The sequence below is a fragment of the Tenacibaculum sp. SZ-18 genome, assembly GCF_002813915.1.
Lineage (GTDB): Bacteria > Bacteroidota > Bacteroidia > Flavobacteriales > Flavobacteriaceae > Polaribacter.
The window spans coordinates 695897-717017 of the sequence record NZ_CP019335.1 but is presented as its reverse complement, the minus strand read 5'-3'; the positions used below and the strand labels follow the sequence as shown (position 1 = coordinate 717017).

General features: G+C 31.0%; 23 protein-coding genes and 1 tRNA gene. 17 read left to right on the top strand and 7 right to left on the bottom strand.

The features are described 5' to 3' along the window. Position 1 precedes the first annotated feature (1 nt). The 4 genes from BTO06_RS03235 (at position 2) to BTO06_RS03220 (ending at position 6209) form a co-directional block, all read left to right on the top strand. Positions 2–1192, top strand: coding sequence for an acetyl-CoA C-acyltransferase (locus BTO06_RS03235; protein ID WP_100923941.1), 1191 nt, complete (start codon positions 2–4; stop codon positions 1190–1192). Positions 1193–1220: 28 nt separating this feature from the next. Next, entirely contained in the window at positions 1221–3032 is a 1812-nt protein-coding gene (locus BTO06_RS03230) for an acyl-CoA dehydrogenase family protein (RefSeq protein WP_100923940.1), read from the top strand. A gap of 194 nt (positions 3033–3226) precedes the next feature. Beyond that, complete coding sequence (locus BTO06_RS03225) at positions 3227–3973, top strand: LytTR family DNA-binding domain-containing protein (RefSeq protein ID WP_100923939.1); 747 nt, start codon at positions 3227–3229, stop codon at positions 3971–3973. 148 nt (positions 3974–4121) lie between these two features. Then, the gene (locus BTO06_RS03220; protein WP_100923938.1) at positions 4122–6209 is read left to right on the top strand and encodes a DUF2306 domain-containing protein; all 2088 of its coding nucleotides are present in this window, start codon (positions 4122–4124) and stop codon (positions 6207–6209) included. Between the two features lie 98 nt (positions 6210–6307). Here the strand turns inward: BTO06_RS03220 and BTO06_RS03215 are convergent, their stop codons facing one another. Continuing rightward, entirely contained in the window at positions 6308–6766 is a 459-nt protein-coding gene (locus BTO06_RS03215) for an Lrp/AsnC family transcriptional regulator (RefSeq protein WP_100923937.1), read from the bottom strand. Between the two features lie 159 nt (positions 6767–6925). Between BTO06_RS03215 and BTO06_RS03210 the strand changes: the two genes are divergently transcribed. Beyond that, the gene (locus tag BTO06_RS03210; RefSeq protein ID WP_100923936.1) at positions 6926–8074 is read left to right on the top strand and encodes a histidine decarboxylase; all 1149 of its coding nucleotides are present in this window, start codon (positions 6926–6928) and stop codon (positions 8072–8074) included. 83 nt (positions 8075–8157) lie between these two features. Here the strand turns inward: BTO06_RS03210 and BTO06_RS03205 are convergent, their stop codons facing one another. The 5 genes from BTO06_RS03205 to trxB all read right to left on the bottom strand — a co-directional run bounded on the left by BTO06_RS03205 (position 8158) and on the right by trxB (position 12434). Continuing rightward, complete coding sequence (locus tag BTO06_RS03205) at positions 8158–8979, bottom strand: DUF4097 family beta strand repeat-containing protein (protein WP_100923935.1); 822 nt, start codon at positions 8977–8979, stop codon at positions 8158–8160. A gap of 4 nt (positions 8980–8983) precedes the next feature. Further along, positions 8984–9898 carry a hypothetical protein gene (locus BTO06_RS03200; protein WP_100923934.1) on the bottom strand — a complete coding sequence of 305 codons (915 nt, stop codon included), beginning with the start codon at positions 9896–9898 and terminating at the stop codon, positions 8984–8986. Between the two features lie 90 nt (positions 9899–9988). Further along, the gene (locus tag BTO06_RS03195; protein ID WP_100923933.1) at positions 9989–10780 is read right to left on the bottom strand and encodes a HEAT repeat domain-containing protein; all 792 of its coding nucleotides are present in this window, start codon (positions 10778–10780) and stop codon (positions 9989–9991) included. Positions 10781–10783: 3 nt separating this feature from the next. Next, positions 10784–11332 (bottom strand): RNA polymerase sigma factor, encoded by a 549-nt coding sequence (locus BTO06_RS03190; RefSeq protein ID WP_157811717.1) that lies wholly within the window; start codon positions 11330–11332, stop codon positions 10784–10786. 154 nt (positions 11333–11486) lie between these two features. Beyond that, on the bottom strand, positions 11487–12434 hold the full coding sequence (gene trxB / locus BTO06_RS03185; RefSeq protein WP_100923931.1) for a thioredoxin-disulfide reductase: 948 nt from the start codon (positions 12432–12434) through the stop codon (positions 11487–11489). Between the two features lie 151 nt (positions 12435–12585). On the opposite strand from trxB, the gene BTO06_RS03180 reads away from it, so the two are divergent. Next, positions 12586–12660: transfer RNA gene (locus BTO06_RS03180), tRNA-Pro, on the top strand. Positions 12661–12741: 81 nt separating this feature from the next. Here the strand turns inward: BTO06_RS03180 and BTO06_RS03175 are convergent. Continuing rightward, the gene (locus BTO06_RS03175; protein ID WP_100923930.1) at positions 12742–13095 is read right to left on the bottom strand and encodes a winged helix-turn-helix transcriptional regulator; all 354 of its coding nucleotides are present in this window, start codon (positions 13093–13095) and stop codon (positions 12742–12744) included. A gap of 100 nt (positions 13096–13195) precedes the next feature. Here BTO06_RS03175 and BTO06_RS03170 point away from each other — a divergent pair, with 100 nt between their 5' ends. The 11 genes from BTO06_RS03170 (at position 13196) to BTO06_RS03120 (ending at position 21102) form a co-directional block, all read left to right on the top strand. After that, positions 13196–13789 carry an NAD(P)H-dependent oxidoreductase gene (locus tag BTO06_RS03170; protein WP_100923929.1) on the top strand — a complete coding sequence of 198 codons (594 nt, stop codon included), beginning with the start codon at positions 13196–13198 and terminating at the stop codon, positions 13787–13789. 4 nt (positions 13790–13793) lie between these two features. Beyond that, positions 13794–14432 carry a peroxiredoxin-like family protein gene (locus tag BTO06_RS03165; RefSeq protein WP_100923928.1) on the top strand — a complete coding sequence of 213 codons (639 nt, stop codon included), beginning with the start codon at positions 13794–13796 and terminating at the stop codon, positions 14430–14432. A gap of 122 nt (positions 14433–14554) precedes the next feature. Then, positions 14555–14932 carry a hypothetical protein gene (locus tag BTO06_RS03160; RefSeq protein WP_100923927.1) on the top strand — a complete coding sequence of 126 codons (378 nt, stop codon included), beginning with the start codon at positions 14555–14557 and terminating at the stop codon, positions 14930–14932. Between the two features lie 949 nt (positions 14933–15881). Next, complete coding sequence (locus tag BTO06_RS18370; protein WP_157811716.1) at positions 15882–16031, top strand: helix-turn-helix transcriptional regulator; 150 nt, start codon at positions 15882–15884, stop codon at positions 16029–16031. Positions 16032–16244: 213 nt separating this feature from the next. Beyond that, positions 16245–16790 carry a phytase gene (locus tag BTO06_RS03150; protein ID WP_232731503.1) on the top strand — a complete coding sequence of 182 codons (546 nt, stop codon included), beginning with the start codon at positions 16245–16247 and terminating at the stop codon, positions 16788–16790. Positions 16791–17177: 387 nt separating this feature from the next. Then, a complete protein-coding gene (locus BTO06_RS03145; protein ID WP_100926696.1) occupies positions 17178–17402 on the top strand; it encodes a hypothetical protein in 225 nt (74 codons plus the stop codon). Positions 17403–17445: 43 nt separating this feature from the next. Beyond that, complete coding sequence (locus BTO06_RS03140) at positions 17446–17919, top strand: glutathione peroxidase (protein WP_100923924.1); 474 nt, start codon at positions 17446–17448, stop codon at positions 17917–17919. Then, positions 17916–18377: a TspO/MBR family protein gene (locus BTO06_RS03135; protein ID WP_100923923.1), complete on the top strand. Its 462-nt coding sequence runs from the start codon at positions 17916–17918 to the stop codon at positions 18375–18377. The genes BTO06_RS03140 and BTO06_RS03135 overlap by 4 nt, the downstream gene beginning before the upstream one ends. 1 nt (position 18378) lies before the next feature. After that, positions 18379–18846, top strand: coding sequence for an SRPBCC family protein (locus BTO06_RS03130; RefSeq protein WP_100923922.1), 468 nt, complete (start codon positions 18379–18381; stop codon positions 18844–18846). Next, positions 18839–20137: a cryptochrome/photolyase family protein gene (locus BTO06_RS03125; protein WP_100923921.1), complete on the top strand. Its 1299-nt coding sequence runs from the start codon at positions 18839–18841 to the stop codon at positions 20135–20137. The genes BTO06_RS03130 and BTO06_RS03125 overlap by 8 nt, the downstream gene beginning before the upstream one ends. A gap of 134 nt (positions 20138–20271) precedes the next feature. Further along, on the top strand, positions 20272–21102 hold the full coding sequence (locus BTO06_RS03120; protein WP_100923920.1) for a universal stress protein: 831 nt from the start codon (positions 20272–20274) through the stop codon (positions 21100–21102). Positions 21103–21121: the final 19 nt, after the last annotated feature.

The window sequence follows — 21121 nt, the reverse complement described above, 5'->3', positions numbered from 1 at the left end:
AATGAAAACAGCATATATAGTAAAAGGATATAGAACTGCCGTAGGAAAGTCAAAAAGAGGTGGTTTTAGATTTAAAAGAGCAGATGAATTAGCTGCTGAGACAATTCAATACATGATGGGAAAACTTCCTGAGTTTGACGTGAAGCGTATTGATGATGTAATTGTAGGAAATGCAATGCCAGAAGGATCTCAAGGATTAAACATGGCACGTATCATTTCATTAATTGGATTAGATTCTGTTGATGTACCAGGTGTTACTGTAAATCGTTTTTGTTCGTCAGGATTAGAAACTATTGGAATGGCAGTTGCAAAAATTCAATCAGGAATGGCAGAATGTATTATTGCGGGTGGTGCGGAAAGTATGACCTCTGTTCCTATGACAGGTTTCAAACCAGAATTAAACTACAATATTGTGAATGCTGGTCATGAAGATTATTACTGGGGGATGGGAAATACTGCTGAAGCTGTTGCTCAGGAGTATAATATCTCTCGTGCTGATCAAGACGAATTTGCTTTAAATTCACACTTAAAAGCACTAAAAGCACAGTCTGAAGATCGTTTCCAGGATCAAATCGTTCCTATCGAAGTTGAAGAAACTTATGTGGATGCTAAAGGAAAAAAAGCTACACGTAAATTTACTGTAACTAAAGATGAAGGACCTCGTAAAGGTTCTACAATTGAAGGATTACAAAGATTACGTCCAGTTTTTGCTGCTAACGGTTCGGTCACTGCAGGAAACTCTTCTCAAACAAGTGATGGTGCTGCATTCGTAATGGTAATGAGCGAAAACATGGTTAAAGAACTAAACTTAGAACCAATTGCTCGTATGGTAAGTTATGCTGCTGCTGGTGTACCGCCAAGAATTATGGGAATCGGACCAGTTGCTGCTATTCCGAAGGCATTAAAGCAAGCAGGATTACAACAAAACGATATAGACTTAATAGAATTGAATGAAGCTTTCGCTTCTCAATCATTAGCAGTAATAAGAGAGTTAGGATTAAATCCTGATATCATAAACGTAAATGGAGGGGCTATTGCATTAGGTCACCCATTAGGTTGTACAGGAGCGAAGTTATCGGTACAGTTATTCGATGAAATGCGTAAACGTGAAATGAAGAATAAGTACGGAATGGTAACTATGTGTGTAGGTACTGGTCAGGGAGCTGCTGGTATTTTTGAATTTTTAAACTAACATTTAAACGAATAAAAGATTTATTAAGATGGCTGAAACATTAAATAAAGAAATTATTAGAGGAGGACAGTTTCTAGTAAAAGAGACTCAATGTGAGGATATATTTACTCCAGAAGATTTTACTGAAGAGCAAACTATGATGCGTGATGCGGTAATGGAATTCAACGAGCGTGAGATTATTCCTCACAAAACTCGCTTTGAATCTAAAGACTATGCATTAACTGAAGAAACTATGCGTAAAGCAGGTGAATTAGGGTTCTTAGGAGTCGCTGTTCCTGAAGCTTATGGAGGATTAGGAATGGGATTTGTATCAACTATGTTAACTTGTGATTACATTTCTAGTGGAACAGGATCTTTTAGTACAGCTTTTGGTGCTCATACTGGTATTGGTACGATGCCAATTACCTTATACGGAACTGAAGAGCAAAAACAAAAATATGTACCAGCTTTAGCAATGGGTGAAAGATTTGGAGCTTATTGTTTAACTGAGCCAGGTGCAGGATCTGATGCTAACTCTGGAAAAACTACTGCTGAGTTAACTGAAGATGGTAAACATTACAAAATTAACGGACAAAAAATGTGGATCTCGAATGCAGGATTTGCTGAGATTTTCATCGTTTTTGCTCGTATCGAAGATGATAAAAACATTACTGGGTTTATTTTAGAATATGATAAAGATAATCCAAACGGAGTAACTTTAGGTGAAGAGGAGCATAAACTAGGTATTAGAGCTTCTTCTACTCGCCAAGTATTCTTTAACGATACATTAATCCCAGTTGAAAACATGTTATCTGAGCGTGGTGGAGGATTCAAAATCGCAATGAATGCATTAAATGTTGGTCGTATTAAATTAGCTGCTGCTTGTTTAGATTCACAAAGAAGGGTTATTACTGATGCGGTAAAATATGCCAACGAACGTAAGCAATTTAAAACTCCTATTTCTGAATTTGGAGCAATTAAAATGAAGTTAGCTGAAATGGCTGCTAGTGCTTATGCTGGTGAATCTGCTTCTTACAGAGCTGCAAAGGATATTGAAGACAGAATCGCGATTCGTGAATCTGAAGGAAACTCTCATCAAGAAGCTGAATTAAAAGGTGTTGAAGAATTCGCTATCGAATGTTCTATCTTAAAAGTAGCTGTTTCTGAAGATATTCAAAACTGTGCTGACGAAGGTATCCAAATTTTTGGAGGTATGGGATTCTCTGAAGAAACTCCAATGGAAGCTGCCTGGAGAGATGCACGTATTGCACGTATTTATGAAGGAACAAACGAAATTAACCGTATGTTATCTGTAGGTATGTTAGTTAAGAAAGCAATGAAAGGTCATGTTGATTTATTAGGACCTGCAACTGCTGTTGGGAATGAATTAATAGGAATTCCTTCTTTTGATGCTCCAGATTTTTCTGAATTATTTTCTGAAGAAAAAGATATCATCGCTCGTTTAAAGAAAGTATTCTTAATGGTAGCGGGTTCGGCAGTTCAAAAATTTGGTCCAGCTTTAGAGGAACACCAACAATTATTAACTGCTGCTTCGAACATTTTAATTGAGATTTACATGGCTGAATCAACAATTTTAAGAACTGAAAAGAATGTAATACGTTTTGGTGAGGCTGCTCAAAAAGAGCAAATCGCGATGGCTAAATTATACTTATATAATGCTGTTGAAATTATCAATCAAAGTGGTAGAGAAGGAATAATTTCATTCGCTGAAGGAGATGAGCAACGTATGATGTTGATGGGATTAAAGCGTTTTACTAAATATACCAACTACCCAAACGTAGTTGAATTACGTAATACTATAGCAGAGAAATTAAAAGCAGAAAATAAATACTGCTTCTAACAATATTAGACTGTTTTTGGAAATCATTAAAGGCAGTCTGAAAAAATTTCTTCAACTTTTATAGGTTTTAGAATTTAGTTGTTTGTTTAGAGATCACTGATTTAATTCAGTGATCTTTTTTTTGTAAAAAAGAATTATTTTAGCACTTAGTAAATCAAGTATGATAATTAATTTAAAGCAAATTTCAACTTTTAATGAAGCTTAAAATAAATCCTTCAATTGAACATCATACTTTAGTCGCTATCGTTATTGCTTTGTGGGCATTTCTGTTCGGTATTTTAGGGCGACCATTTGAACATGGATACATGGATTTAAAGATTTGGCTTAAGGTAAGTACTCTTTTCAGTGTATCTTTTTTTATAACTTATTTTATTCTAGCTGTTATACAAAATAGACTTTATCAAGTTATTCAAAGATGGAATATCCTTTACGAAGTTTTAATGTATTTGTTATTACATACTACGTATATCGCTTTAACTTATTTCTTATATCGAAGTACTTTAATAAAAGGAATCTATGACTTTTCTGAATACTTCTTTAAAATAAGCATTAACATCATTTTCATTGTTACTCCCATTATTATAATAGCTAGAAAATACACCATTAAGTTATTGAATAAAACTAAAGAAGAAAAAATAACAATTAAAGGAGATAATAAACTTGACATTTTCATAATTAAACCTTCGGATTTAATTTGTATCTCCAATGCTCAAAATTATGTTGAAATCTTTTACTTAGAAAAAGACGAGTTACATTCCAAATTAATTCGTAGTTCTTTAAAGAAAATTTTGAATGATTTTAATTTTTTAATGCAAATACATCGATCTCATTTGATCAACCCGTATCATTTTAAATCTTGGAAAGATTCGAATACAATTACACTTTCAAAAATTGACCTTCCTGTTTCAAAAAGCTATAAAAATAATCTTCTAGACCTATAAATTTCATACCAAAAAACACATATTTTATACCTAGCGCTTTCATTTAAACCTTTAATAGATTCTTTTATACCCTAGTGTAAGCTATAAATGGTTACTCAATTTATTGAGATTACATTTCCATCATCTTTATATAAAAAACAAAATTAGAATGAAAAGATTGATTGGAATTGTATTAATTAGTTTGGCATTATTTATTGGTATAAATAGACCATTAAAATATATACTAGCTGATGGACCAATAGACTTATTATCTATGAAACCAGAAAAAGTATTGGATAGTTTAACGTATAATTTAGCGTTCTACATTCATATAATATTTGGAGGTCTTGCTTTAATAATTGGGTGGATTCAATTTATAAAACCAATTAGAGAAAAATACCCTAAACTACATAAAATTGTAGGTAAACTTTATATTTCATCAATTTTTATTGCTGCACCTGTTGCTTTTTATATTAGTTTTTTCGTACGCGGTGGTTTACCTACCGAAATTGGATTTACTTTTGGTTCTTTGGTATGGTTAACTGCAACTTATTTAGGTTATCGCGCTATTAGGAAAGGAAATCTAAAAGCACATATTCAATACATGTCCTACAGTTACGCAGGAACATTCGCCGCAATAACTTTAAGGTTCTGGTTACCATTTCTTATCTCAATAATTGGTAACTTTGATCTCGCCTATGGAATTTCCGTATGGTTAAGTTGGATTCCAAATGTGATTATAGCGCACTTAATTATGCATAAAAAACAAAATCTACTAGATTATTACAGAAAATATAAAATTGAACTTTTATTAAGGGCTGTAGCCATAATTTTCGTGGTGTTTTTACTTGTTTCATACACAACTATTCAAACTTGGTTCTACAAAGAACCACAATTTAAAGGAACTCCATTTGCAAAAAAAACCAACTTGACAACATCTTATTTTAGTAAAGAAAAATTCATTGAAATTGACACATATTTAAATGAGGAAGCCGAAACAACTAGTATGATCGTTTTAGAGAATGGAAAAGTTGTATATGAATATGGAGATGTTTCTGAAATATATAAATTAAATCATTCAACTAAAGGAATCACCAGTTTGTTATTAGGAAAATACCTAGATGACAATAAACTACACGAAACACTTCAGAGTAATAATGTGAATGAATATTACAATTTGCTTCCAGTAGAACAAAAAGCAACAACCAAAGACATTCTAACTTCATCATCAGGAGTTCTTTACCTTAAAAATGAGCGTTCATATTATACAATACCTAGGGTTAGAGAAAGAGGAAAAGTTAAACCAGGGGATTATTTTTCATGGAATAATTGGGATTACAATGTTGCTGCTTACCTATTAGAACAAAAGTCTGGTAATAAATTTCATAAAGAATTAGAGCAACAATTAGCAATTCCTCTTGGTTTTCAAGATTGGAATATTGAGAATCAAAAAGTTGTTTTTAACAAAAAAAAATCGATTTTTGGATTTAATGAAGTTCATATTTCTACACGAGACATGGCGAAAATTGGTCAATTACTTTTACAAAAAGGTGTTTGGAACGGAAAAGAACTTATTAATAAAGATTGGATAGAAAGAATTACCTCGACAGCTGTTTCCCGAGATTCGGTAACCGTAAGAATTAATCGTGATCTTTCTAGTCCTCTCCAACAATCTTATGGATATTTATGGTGGATTATAGAACGTTTTTATGATAATCCAGATTTTGAAGGAGCTTACACATCTTGGGACGAATCAGGACAATTCATAACAGTAATTCCTAAAAGAAGGGTAGTTGTAGCACACAAAACCAAATTAGATTACTTGACCCACATCAATCTTTCTGAAAGAACAAAGTTAGCATCTTACAAGTATTGGTGGGTTCTTCGAACACTAATGCTTAACAGAAAGCTTATCGCTGAATATGCTCAAAACAAAACAACTGATGAAGTAATAGAATTCTTAAAACGTACGTATAACAAAGAATCAGAATATGCTATTTCTGAAAGATTAATCAACGAATATGCTTTAAGTCTGGCCAAAGATAACAGACATGAAGAAGCTTTAAAGTTTTATGAATTAAATCTAAAACTATATCCAATTCATGGGTATTATACTCATAGAATTTATAATTATTATGCAGAGAGCTTACTAGCATTAAAAAGAAAAGAAGATGCCATATCAGCTTATGAAAAGTCATTACAATGGAATCCAATTAATGCTGATGTAGAGAAGATACTTAAAAAGTTAAAATCGTGAAAAGCTGATTAATTTCAATTGGTCAGTCTGAGCTGAAATTAGACTAAAACAATGGTACATCAAAATTCAAAAGAATACAGAATTATTATATAACATTTTCATACTGATAAATGGTAAACTGTAGACTCCTTGAAAGAATCCAAAACAAAAGAACTATGAATTGTAGAAATTCCCTCAACAACCGAAAGCTTTTCATTTATAAAAACCTGAAAACTATTCATGTCATTTACTGCTACTTTGATTAAAAAATCGAAATTTCCAGAAACATGATGACATTCCATAACCTCTACTAAATCAAACATTTTTTGTTTAAATTCATCTATCAAAGTCTTTTGATGTTTGAATAATGTAATTTGACAATAAGCTATAATCTGTATCCCAATTACCTCACGATCTACTAAAGCGACATACTTTTTAATAACACCATTATTCTCTAATCTTTTAATTCTTTCATACGTTGGAGTCACCGATAATCCAACCTTTGTAGCTATTTCTTTAGTGTTTTGCTTAGCGTTTTGCTGTAACTCGAACATTATTTTTTTGTCAACTGCATCCATATTCAGAAGATATTTCTAAAACATATATTTTCACTCTACTTAAACAGAACAAAATATATTAAAAACAAGTAAATATAGTTTATTTTTCTTAATTTAATAAATTAATAGTTTGTATTTCTATAAAAATATACATTTGGGAAAATTTTATTTATTAGAATAATGAACAGAGATAATTCTTTAAATGATCGTTTAGTTAACTTATTAGATAAAGTTAAAAATGCCAGAGATGCTTTTTTAGGATACCCAGTATCTAAGGATTTTGATTACTCACCATTATATGATTTCCTAAAATACCCAATTAATAATTTAGGAGATCCGTTTGAAGATAGTACCTATAAAGTTCATACGCATGAGATTGAGCGGGAAGTTGTTGATTTTTTTGCCAAATTATTCAGAGCAAATCCAAAAGATTACTGGGGTTACGTCACAAATGGTGGATCCGAAAGTAATTTATATGGTTTATACATTGCTAGAGAAATGTATCCAAAGGCAATGGTGTATTATTCAGAATCTACACATTATAGTGTTAAGAAGAATATTCATTTATTAAATATTCCAAGTATTGTAATTCGATCTCAGGAAAATGGTGAAATTGACTATGAAGATTTAGAGGATACTTTGCGTTTTAACAGACATAAGCCAGCTATTATTTTAGCAACTCATGGAACAACCATGAAAGAAGCTAAAGATGATGTTTCTACAATTAAAGGAATCTTAAAAAAACTCGCAATTCAAGATCATTATATACATTGTGATGGTGCATTGTCTGGAACATTTGGTGCGTTTGCAGAACCTCGTAGTCCGTTTGATTTTTTAGATGGTGCGGATAGTATTTCAATAAGTGGACATAAATTTATTGGTTCACCGATTCCGGCTGGAGTAATTGTTACCAAGCGTTCATTACGTGATCGAGTATCAAAAGGGATTTCTTATATCGGTTCGTTGGATACAACAATTACCGGATCAAGAAATGGTCATAGTCCATTATTCTTATGGCATGCTATTCAAAAAATGGGAGTTAAAGGATTAAGAGCTCGTTATGAACATAGTTTAGAAGTTGCAAGTTATTGTAGACAACAATTACAAAACATAGGAATAAATGCATGGAGTAATCCAGGTTCCATAACTGTTGTTTTTCCAAAAGTAACAGACGATTTAAAGAACAAATGGCAATTGGCAACTGAAGATGGAATTACACATATCATTTGTATGCCTAATGTTACTAAAGATCAAATTGATCTATTCATTGAAGATATAAAAAATGAAATGGAAACAACTCCATTGGAAGAAGAGTTACTTTATTACTAGTAAATCATTTATTAGATATATTTAAGAAAAAGCTGTGGAGTTTTAACAATCTACAGCTTTAAAATTTCTATGATTTAATCAAACTATTTTGATCTCATAATTACATCTCCATTATAATTTTTAAAAATAATTTCTTGACCTCCTCCATTTATAGATCCTGAAATCCATTTTTCAATCTTTAAACGATACCCACTATTTTTATATTGACTTTTAGTAAAGTTTGGTTTTTCCTTCTTCATTTTTAAATCAAAATCAGTGTAAATTTCTCCTCGTTCTGATTTAATCTTAACATCTGCTTTCATGCTTTTTGGAAAAGTAATATCAATATCCCCATTTAAACTGCTAAATGCCATTGGAGTATCAGGATCAACTTTAACAAAGTTAACCGTAATATCTTTATTTAACGCATCAGCGATGACAGCTCCACTGATATCTTGTAAGGTAATTTTTCCATTGGCATTACTAACATCCATTTGTCCATTTACATTTTGGACAAAAATATCACCACTATTATACGTTGATAATTTAAGGGAAAAGTTTCTTGGAATTTCGATTTCAAAATCTGTGATACCATTTCTATCAGAATCGATATCTATTGCATTATTAAATTCTTTCACACTAAAATCTAACCCTTCGTTCGAAATACGTTTTAAGCCTTCCAATTTTTTACTCGATTTTCTTCTTTTCTTATAGCTTTTTTTCTCAGTTCTCAGAATCGCTTTTACGATTACCTCTTTCGTATTTGTTCCTTTTACTCTAATTGCTCCATTCAAAATTTTAACTTTCAAAAAACCTGGTTTTGATGGATCAGATAATGGAACATTTACTGTTTCTTGTGCTGATATTTTACATACGATAAAAAACATCAAACTATACACTACTATTTTTAAAATTCTACTTCTCATGATTTTATTTTTTTACAATTGCATCTCCATTTAATTGATCGAAATGTAAATGCACATTCCCATTCCCAATTTTAAAATGCTTGTTTGAATCTATTTTATATTTTGTTCCCTTTTTTACGCGCTTCGTTTGTTTTACAACTTTTGGTGAAGTGCTCTCTACAGGAAAGTTTGTATAAAACTTCCCATTCATAGTTTTATAACTAATAGCTGCATCCAATCCATCTTTAAATTTCACATTGATATCGCCATTCAGAGATCGATACCAACTTTCTTCTGTAGGATTTTTAGCATAAGTGATATTAATATCTTTATTCAAAGCATTTACATCTGTTTTACCAGAAACATTATTTAAATCTATCGGACCATTTATATTATGAGCTATCAATAATTTCCCGTGAACGTTTTCTACAATAATTTCTCCATCATTAATTGCCTGTATATCAATACTTGTATTTTTTGGAATTTTAACTTTAAAGTCTAAACGATACTTATATAGTCTTTTTTCACGATTTTTATAACTGCGTCTTGAGTTAAAATTGAATTCTCTATGTTCAAATAATCCAGTTTCTAAATCGAACTTTGAATAAGGAGAACTTAAATATGCATAAATAGCTCCATCTTTTTGAGCTGTCTTCACTCCTATTTCTTGTTTACCTCTTTCTAATTCTTCTTGTGAATCGGCATATACATGTTTTACAACTTCAAAGATTACTTTTGTCCCGCCATATCCTTCTATTTGAATAGATCCATATACATTATCTACAACTAAAATGTTATCTGAACTATTGGTTGAAAATTGTAATTCTTTCTGAATTACCTCTTTACTTTTTAATTTATTATCCGTCCTGTACTTTTGTGCATATCCAATACTACTCGCACAAATTAAAATAGTTAATAACTTGATTTTTAAATTTTTCATGACTTACCTTTTTGATGAATGACTTAATTTTCTTTTCAGTAAAAAGCGACCTAGGACTTGCCAATTACATCAAAACCTTGTGACTCTTATTTAAATAATACGTTCAATACTTTCTTCTATTTTTTGTTTTACACTTTCATTTGTGTCTTCTTCGTATAAAATCTTTTCGAAAGATTTTATTGCAGCTTTTTCTTGTAGTAACACCATTAAATCTGCTAATGCAATTTGAACCAATGGTGATTCTTGTTTTAAAATAGATGCTATTAAACCTTCTCTTACAAGCGGGTATTCTGTATAATTACCAAGCGCTTCAATTGCTGAAAGTCTCACATTTACATTTTCGTCGTAATTCAACGTTTTAAACAATGCTTGTAAAATGGTTTCTGTTACTTTATTTAGTTTATTCACTTCACTTACAGCTTGCAATCTCTTATTTGCTGAAGGCTGATCTAACAAAGTTAAAACTAATTGAGATCGAACAGTTTCAGTTTCCTCTTTAACTTTTTCAATATTAGGACTAGAAATACCTGCATCTTTACTCAATCCTTTTCCTAAGAAAACTCCTATTGCTAGTATGAATAATGAGTAAGCAACTTTCTTAAATGTATTTCCGAGAAATAACGATTCTAATTTTTTTACGAAAGAAACTTTCTCATCCTTCTGTTTCTGCGAATTCAACATCGTGTAAAACTTAATATCCATTGCTGCTGTTGGTTCTGGAACTTCTTCATGCGTGCTCTCCAAAAAGAAACTCGTTTCTTCAAGTTCTGTATTATACTCCGGGTTTTCCTTTAAGAAAAGTTCCAATTCTTGGTTTTTACTATTCGATAGATTCCCAAGTACATAATCCGTAAGCAATTCTTTAAACTCTAAATATTTCATTATCTATCTTTTTTCTAAGGTTAAATAAATTTGCTTCAAATCAAGTAATGCTCTATGTACTCTTGTTCTTGCATTTCCTTCTGAACAGCCAACTATCTCACCTAATTCTTTATACTTTAGTTCTTTTAATTTACTCAGTACAATCAATTCTTTCTTTTTTGCTGGAAGTTGATTCATAGCCTCTTTTAATAATGACACCTTTTCGTTTTTCTCGATATCACTCTCCACATTTCCAACAATAAAGAGATTATTAACCTCATCTAAATCAGTTGTTCTATTGTTCGAGTTTACTTTAAACTGATCGTAATAAACATTACGAGCAATTCGAAAAAGCCAGGACAAAAAATTACTTTCTTCATTATACGTATGTTTGTATTTAAGAACTCTTATGAATACATTTTGAACAAGATCTTCCGACAAATTAGCATCTTTACACATTTGATAGAAAAAACCAAACAATCGTTTCTTATATCGCTCGTAAAGTAAACCCAATGTCTGACTTTCTCCAGCTTTAACTTTTAACATTAAGGCACTATCTGATAGTGTATTCAATTTCTTAAAGTATTAATTAGTTATTTCTATACAGACTAACTTAAGGTTTTATAAAACGTTACATTTTTTTTTCTTTTTTTATCAAAAGAAATAAAAAAAGAGATTACCTAAGTAATCTCTTTTAATATATGCTTTATTTTAAAATTCTTTACTCTTATTCTAAAGCTCCTAAATAACGTTCTGCATCTAAAGCTGCCATACAACCCGTACCTGCCGCAGTTACCGCCTGACGATACTCTTTGTCCTGAACATCTCCTGCCGCGAAAACACCTGGAATATTTGTTTTAGTTGATTTTTCATTAGTGATTAAATACCCAGTTTCATCCATTGTTAAAACATCTTTAAATAAGTCAGTGTTTGGAGTATGACCGATAGCGATAAATACTCCTGTTACAGGAATATCATTTTTAACACCAGTTTGATTGTTTACCATACGAACACCTTCAACAACATTCTCCCCTAAAACCTCGTCGATTTCAGTATTGAATAATACTTCAATATTTTCAGTTTTGTTAACTCTATGTTGCATCGCTTTAGAAGCTCTCATATAATCTTTTCGAACTAACATAGTAACCTTACTACAAATATTTGCTAAATAAGTTGCTTCCTCGGCTGCGGTATCTCCTGCTCCTACTACAACAACATCTTGACCTTTATAAAAGAATCCATCACATGTTGCGCAAGCAGAAACACCACCACCAATTAAACGTTGCTCACTTTCTAATCCTAAATATTTTGCTGTAGCTCCTGTAGAAATAATTACTGTTTCAGCTTCTAATTCTGTACTTTCATCTACTACTACTTTATGAATACCTCCAACTTCAGTAGAAAAATCAACTTTAGTAACCATTCCAAAACGTACCTCAGTTCCAAAACGTTCTGCCTGATTCTTCAAATCTTCCATCATTGCTGTTCCATCGGTTCCATTGGGATATCCTGGAAAATTATCAACTTCCGTAGTCGTCGTTAACTGACCTCCCATTTGTATTCCTGTATACATTACGGGCTTCATATCTGCCCTAGCCGCATATATAGCCGCAGTGTAACCAGCTGGTCCAGATCCTATTATTAAACATTTAATTCTTTCAACAGTATTTGACATAGGGTATTAATTTTTTCGAGTTACAAATGTAATTTTTTTTTAAAAATTATGAGCTATTGCAAATACGTTTTATCAATTAATGAATAATGAAAAAAAATACTAAAAACTTTCATTATCTTTTAAAAAACATTTATATTTGCAGTCCGAAAAACGGGGTGTAGCGTAGCCCGGTCATCGCGCCTGCTTTGGGAGCAGGAGGTCGCAGGTTCGAATCCTGCCACCCCGACGAAAGCCTTGCAACATTTGCAAGGCTTTTTCTTTTTCTAATATTGAAGGATTTTATTTAGTCTATACTGCATCAAATAGATTATAAAATTTTACATGTTTCAAATTCTATATCCTGATAATTATTCACCGCCCAATTACTAAGTTCTCTTAAAACAGGTAGTAATTTTACTCCTTTTTCAGACAAAGAATACTCTACTCTTGGAGGAGTTTCTGCAAATTTCCTCCTTATTAACAAACCATCCTCTTCTAATTCTCGAAGCTGCTGTGTTAATACTTTCTTGGAAATATTTGGGATAAACAAAAGTAATTTACCAAATCGTAAACCTCCATTTCCTAAGAGGTATAGGATAATCGGTTTCCACTTATTCCCAATAATATTCATGGTGTGAACTAAACTACAACTATTTGGATTTTCTATAATTTTTCTAGACATGGTTACTTTTTAGTTACCACAAATTTAAGCAAAATCACTTTAATAGTATCTAAAATAAACCATTAATAGTATCTTTGTGAAACAATTAATTAAAACAAGAATGAAGAAAATATTTATAATCAACGGACATGAAGAATATGAATTCTCAAAAGGGGAATTAAATAAAAGCTTAGTGGAACGTTTAACTTATTTGGTTTTAGGAGAAGGATTTGAAATTAAGACTACAACTATGAAAGATAAATATAACATCGATGAAGAAATTGAAAAACATCAATGGGCTGATGTAATAGTGTTACAAATGCCAGTAAACTGGATGGCTACACCTTGGAGTTTAAAAAAATACCAAGACTATGTATATAGTTTTGGAATGGATGGCCGTCTTTGTGCTGGGGACGGAAGAACTCGACAAGATACTACTAAGCAATATGGATCAGGAGGAACCTTAAATGGCAAAAAATACATGCTTTCTTTAACATTTAATGCTCCAAAAGAAGCTTTTGAAAACAGAGATCAAGTATTTTTTGAAGGAAAAAGTGTTGACGATTTATTTCTACCAACTCATTTAAACTTCAAGTTTTTTGGAATGGATAAGCTACCTACATTTGCTGCATATGATGTTATGAAAAACCCAGACATTGAAAATGATTTCGTTAAATTTGAAGAACATATCAAGGCGAACATACTAAATAACTAGAGTCATGGCAGATTTACAAAAAAGTTTAGACAAACTTAAAGAGCGAATTGAAAGTAACATGCCGAAGGAAGCTGTTGCTGTAATGCATCAAGCCACAAAAGAGTTACAAGAAAGTGGTATTTCAAACGAAATTCTAAAAACTGGTAGCAAAGCTCCAGAATTTAGTTTACAAAACCAGAATGGTGATGCTATCAAAAGCGCTGACTTATTAAAAAGTGGCCCTTTAATAATTACATTTTATAGAGGTGTTTGGTGCCCATACTGTAACAAAGATCTCTCTTACTTAAATAAGTTTACAAAAACATTTGAAGAAAAAGGCGCTACAACAATCAGTATCTCACCTCAACTACCAGAATTCAACAAACAAATTGTAGAACAACAACACTTGAGTTATGACTTACTTAGTGATTTTCAAAATAATGTTGCCGCCTCTTTTGGTTTGAAATGGACCATGAAAGACCCATTAAAATCACTTTACAATTCTTTTGGCATTAATTTATCAAAATATAATGGTGACAAAAGTTGGACATTACCAATACCAGCTAGATTTATTATTAATCAGGATGGAAAAATAGTTTACTCCGAATTTTCAATAGACTATACCCAACGTCCAAATCCAGATGTTTTATTAGAATACTTATAGTAATATAACATGAAAACCTAGATCATACTTTAGTTCAATATTTTATTGAAAAATCAATAATTCTTTATTTCATAACTTTTTAATAACCTATAGTTTTCAATCATTTTTAAATTTTGTTGATTATGTTTAAAATTATAGGTTTTTTACTCAGTTTTACCCTGATTAACGCACAAAAAGACATTGATAATTCAATTGATTTAAATCACTCTGACCCAAAATCAAGTCATCACTATTACTCACAAGGAAAAAACTTCGCTAAAAATGGACTTCATTTAAAGGCTATAGAAAACTTCAATTCAGCATTAGAACTAACAACAAAATCTGACACCTTAGCTATACTCATTAAAAATGAAATTGGAAATGTATATTTTTCAATGAAAAACTATGCTGATTCCAAGAAACTTAAATTCCTTCGTGGCAAAGGAATTAGACTTGAACTTTTAGGAAATGTAGAAGAAAAAGCAGGCAATTATTTAGAGGCTTTGAAACTTCAAAAATAGAGTTTAGAGATATTTACAAAAATTAAAGATAAACAAGGAATTGCTAACGTAAAATTAAACATTGGGAGCATTTATGTAGATTTAAATCAATTCCCCAGCGCACATGAATATTTTCTGTCGGCATACCAACTCTTAAAAGAGAAAAACAACTATACTGAAGCAGATCTACTTACAATCTTGGTGATATTTTCAGAAAACAAAACCAAACTGATAGCGCTCTCTTTTATTCTCACAAATCTCTAGAACTTGCAAAAAAAATAAATCAACCTAAACTTTTAGAAAGCGCCTATAAAGATTTAGCTAAAACTTATTCAATCATTGAAGATTACAAGAAAGCATATGAGTATCGCTTAAAATCAAACGAATACAAAGAGATTGTTTTAAAGAACCAAAACGCTCGTCAATTAAACATTCTACAAATTGTTTATGATTCACATCGGAAAGAAGCAGAAATAAAATTATTGAAAGAACAAAATAAAGTAAATCTTGTCAATCAAAAATTACTGATTGTAATTGTATTGTGCATCATATTAGTATCTACTATTCTTGGATATATTTACCAAAAGAGAATAAAAACTCAGCAAAAAATACAAAAATATAAGCAACCTATTTTGAAGGCTAAACTAGAAAAAAACAAGCTTTAGAAAAAACATTACAAAACGACATCCAACTAAAAACAGCTTCTCTTACGAAATACAGTATACACCTATCACAAAAAAACAAAATTCTAACTGATATTTCTTCTGATTTAAAAAAGATATCAATTCGAAGCAACATAGATTATAAGAGTAAATTAAAAGACAATTCCAAAGACATTGACTTCAAACTCAAACACGATGATCAATGGATTGATTTTAATAATCTCTTCAACGAAATACACCCAGACTTCAGCAAACAACTCACTCAAATTTCTGCTGAAAAATTATCTTCTTCAGAAATTAAACTAGCAATGCTTTTAAGACTGAATTTAACATCGAAAGAAATTGCCGAAATTTTAAATGTTACTCCAGACAGTGTTCGTGTAGCTCGCTATCGATTACGAAAGAAATTACCCATTTCTCCGAAAGAAGACTTGGTAAATTTCATGTTACATCAATAAATATTTACAGAACATTTCCTCAATGTAAATTTAAGTTAAATGTTGCCTTTTTGTTTCTATTGTTTTTACAGTTTGTTACCATCTAAAATTACCCAAAACAACAGTAACCATATAGCTTTGCAGAAAAAACAAAACTAAAACTAATGAACAATCAAGCTTTTTAAAATTGCTTTTTGTAACGCTAATCGGTATGCTTTAAATAATTTACCAATTTTGAACAAAACATACGCCATAGTAAGCAGAAAAGAAGGACCTAATTCAGATTATTTATACCAATATGAGTTGGTATCTGATTCTGGTGAAATTACATCAAAACTTGTAAGGAAATACGGGAATTTTAGTGGTAAAATAGAAATTAAAGCGATTGTCGTTGATAATGAACTTGGCTTTATTTATTCTTATGATGAACAACATTACATCAGAAAATATTATGCTAAACCACAAAAAGAAAATGAAGAAGTTGCATGTTTTGCTCAGGATAAATTCAAACCTGACATTGAAGGAATTGCCATTGCAAAAACTGGAAAAAATTCAGGTTATATAATTGTCTCTGACCAGCAAAGAGGAACATTCAATATTTTCGACAGAGAGTCAGATAGGTTTATAAAAGCAGAAAATCTTACCACACTTGAAACTGATGGATGTGATGTTACTACAATTTCATTAAACTCAAAATTCTCTAGTGGACTTTTCGTAGCAATGAATGACGAAAAAAACTTTTTCTTTTATGATTTTGACAAGCTGTTAAACCAAGAGTAATAAATCCCAAAATTTTACTAAAAAAAGGCTTTTCTCAGATGAAAAAGCCTTTTTTTATGATAAGATTCTACCAAACAGCCGAATTAGCTTGTACAGTAAAATTTATTTTTTTGAAAAAGTTAGAATTAAAAAGGTTTTTTATATATTTGTTTAACTTAATTTGATTTTAGATAAACAAAACATTGCGATATAAGAAAAATATATCATTAAATTGTCTAAAACAATCGATTTTGTAACGTAAAATATTAAAGTTATATATACATTTGTTGCCCCAAGATTATAAATTAGGTGTAAATAATGAAAGTACTTCTAAGCTTACACGTCTAATTTTTACGATTTAACAATCCAAACTGTGGTTTGGAAAAACCCTATAATTATTTAATAGTTATGACATTAATAGAGAAAGCATCAGAATTCGAGAACAGAAAGTTCAAATTCATCACAACAAGCGATAGAATTTTAGCTTCTAGAGAAGCTAAAGCTTTAATCTTAGAAATTAATGAAGAATACAAAAAGAGCAAAGATAGTAATCTAATGGAAATCATGAAAAGATTAACTACTGTAAAACAACGTATTGAGAAAAGATTAAAAGGAAAACCTTTAACTGCATAAACCTAACTAAACTTCTCCACTGATAAACTAGTGGTTCCACAATATGTCTTTCTACCAAATAAAAATAAACAACCTTCAGGGTAAAGAATTAAATCTTTCTGAATTTGAGGGGAAGAAAATTTTATTCGTAAATGTAGCTTCTAAATGCGGATTAACCCCTCAATATCGAGAGCTTCAGGAGCTTCAGGATGAATATTACAATACTCTAGTAGTTATTGGTGTTCCTTGTAATCAATTTGGTGGACAAGAACCAGGTAATTCTGACGAAATCCAAGAATTTTGTTCGATTAACTACGGTGTTTCATTCCCTATTACAGAAAAAATTAAAGTAAAGGGAAGCGAGAAACACCCTCTTTATTCTTATTTAACAGACAAAAAACTGAACGGAAAAAAGAATTCGTCCGTGAAGTGGAATTTTCAAAAATATTTAGTTGATGAGAACGGTAATTTAATTGACTATTGGTATTCGATAACGAAACCAAAAAGCAAAAAAATAACCAAACATTTAACCTCATGAACAAATTAAAATACATCTTTCTGTTTTTAGTTATTAATTTCGGTACCTTATGGGTTGGTAGCTTATTAATGGGAGTTGGACCAAGAGATGATTGGTATGTATCATTAAATAAAGCTCCATGGACACCACCTGGGTGGGTTTTTGGTGCAGCATGGACATTGATAATGGTTTGCTTCTCGATTTACCTAGGATACTTATTTAATAAATCAAACACTAAAGAAACACAAATCACCTATTTAATACAGCTTGTATTAAACATTAGCTGGAACTTTATATTTTTCAATCAGAAATTAGTGATTTTAGGAGTGTTAGTTTTATTTCTTTTGATCGTTTCATTATTATATTTCTTTTTCAATTTGAGTAATGACATTAAAAAGGCCAGACTTTTACTACTACCATATATTATTTGGCTTTGTATTGCCACTTCACTGAATTTATATATTCTAATCCATAATTAAAATGAAAATCTACCGTCTTCACAAAAAACAAAACTTACCGATAACAGTCGATGAAGCATGGGAATTTTTATCCAGTCCTAAAAACTTAAAAACAATTACTCCTGATTACATGAGTTTTAAAATTTTATCAGGAGCGGAAAAACCAATGTATCCCGGACAAATCATACAGTATATCGTAACTCCTGTTTTGGGAATAAAAACTAAATGGGTAACGGAGATTACTCACGTTATGGATAAAAAATACTTTGTTGATGAACAACGTTATGGACCTTATGCTTTATGGCATCATAAACATTTTATACATCCAATTAAAGGTGGTGTAGAAATGGAAGATATTATTGACTACAAAATTCCTTTAGGATTTCTTGGAAGACTAGCACATCCATTACTAGTAAAACCTAAACTGGACGAGATATTTGAATACAGACAGAAAAAATTAATCGAACTATTTGGAGAATTTAATGGATAAAATATCAATTTTTTGGTTTAGAAGAGATTTAAGGCTCAATGACAATCACGGATTATTCGAAGCTCTGAACAATAACAAAACAGTCCTACCAATATTTATTTTTGATAAAAACATACTCGACAAACTTCCTAAAAACGATGCTCGAGTAAATTTTATTCACACACAGCTACTTAAAATAAATCTTCAATTAAAAGAAGTAAACAGTTCACTTCATGTTTTTTATGGAAATCCTATAGACATATACCAAGAATTACTAAAAAAATACGATATCATTTCCGTGTACACAAATCGTGATTATGAACCATATGCTTCTGAACGTGATCAAGCCATTCTTGAATTATTAGACAAAAACAATATATCATTCAAATCTTTTAAAGATCAAGTAATTTTTGAAGAAAAAGAAATCACTAAAGATGATGGAAATCCATATAAAGTGTATACTCCTTATTCCAAAAAGTGGTTAAGTACATTTACTCCCGAGCACTCAAAACCATATACTTCAGAAAAACTACTGGATAATTTCGTTAAAATCGACAATCAGGAAATTATGAGCCTAGATGAAATGGGGTTTGAAAATTCAACAATACAAATTCCAGATTACAAAATATCAACTACTCTAATTAATGAATACGAAGCTAAACGAAATTTTCCCGCTATCAATGCTACATCTAAATTGGGAATTCATCTTAGATTTGGAACAATATCTGTGAGAGAAGCGGTTAATAAATCTCTAAAAAGCGACAACATTACCTTTTTAAAGGAATTAATATGGCGTGAATTCTTCATGCAAATTCTTTGGCATTTCCCACATACAATTACAAAAGCTTTCAAGCCTAAGTATGACAATATCGAATGGCGAAACAACAAAGAAGATTTCAAAAATTGGTGCGAAGGTAAAACTGGATACCCTCTTGTAGATGCAGGTATGAGAGAGTTAAATAAGACAGGATTCATGCATAACCGAGTAAGAATGCTGGTTGGTAGCTTTTTGTGCAAACATTTACTTATTGACTGGAGGTTAGGAGAAGCCTATTTCGCTGAAAAACTTTTAGATTTTGAGCTATCTAGTAATATAGGAAATTGGCAATGGGTAGCTGGTTGTGGTGTTGATGCTTCTCCATATTTTAGAATCTTCAACCCAACAACACAAATACAAAAATTCGATAAGCAATTAGAATATATTAAAAAGTGGGTACCTGAATTTCAAGAATTAACATACCCTGCACAAATAGTCGATCATAAATTTGCAAGAGAACGTTGTCTTGAGACTTATAAAAAAGCTTTGGACTAAAAAAAGCTTTTCTTATTTATCATCAGAAATGATCTTTCTAGCCATAGATAAAGGTAAATCGAAAGCCAACTAACTGATAAATGAGTTATTTTTTTCGTACATTAAGAAGTATAACATCCAAAACTTCCGCAATTATGAAAAAAGTTTTAGTACCTATCGATTTCTCAGAGCAGTCTGAAAATGCTCTGATAACAGCAGCCAATTTTGCAAAAAAATTCAAATTTGAATTAGTTGTACTTCATATGCTTGAATTATCAAACGCAATAGCAACTAATACCGTTACAACACAAGAAACTATTTTTTACCTCAAACTAATAGAAAAAAAACTTAATGAATTTTTAGATAAAAAATATCTTAAAGACATTAAAATTACTCCTATCATTAAACATTATAAAATATTCAGTGAACTTAATGATTTATGCAAAGAAGAGAATATAAATCTCGTCTTCATGGGTTCTCAGGGAGCAACCGGATTTAAAGAATTATTCATAGGTTCCAACGCACAAAAAGTAATTCGAAATTCTGATATTCCAGTTTTGGTTGTAAAAAACAACCCCATGGAAAATTTCGAAAACGCAGTATTTGCCTGTGATTTTTCTAAAGACTCGATTGAAGCATATAAACAAGCTAGAAAATTTGCAGAAAAAATCAATTGTAAAATGAAAATGATTTACGTAAACACTCCTTCTAAATCATTTAAAAGTTCCTCTGAAATGCGAGAAATTGTAAAGAACTTTTTTGAAAAAGCTGAAACAAAAGCTGACTATATAAAAGACGTACAATATGTTTCTGATTATACTATCGAAGCTGGAATTATAAACTTCGCTCAAAATCACAATGCTGATATTATAGCAATGGCAACCCACGGAAGAAAGGGTCTTCTACATTTTTTTGATGGAAGTATTACAGAAGATGTAGCCAATCATTCTCCAGTTCCTGTTTTATCGTTTAAAATAGGATCGTAGAAAATTTAAAAAAAAATCA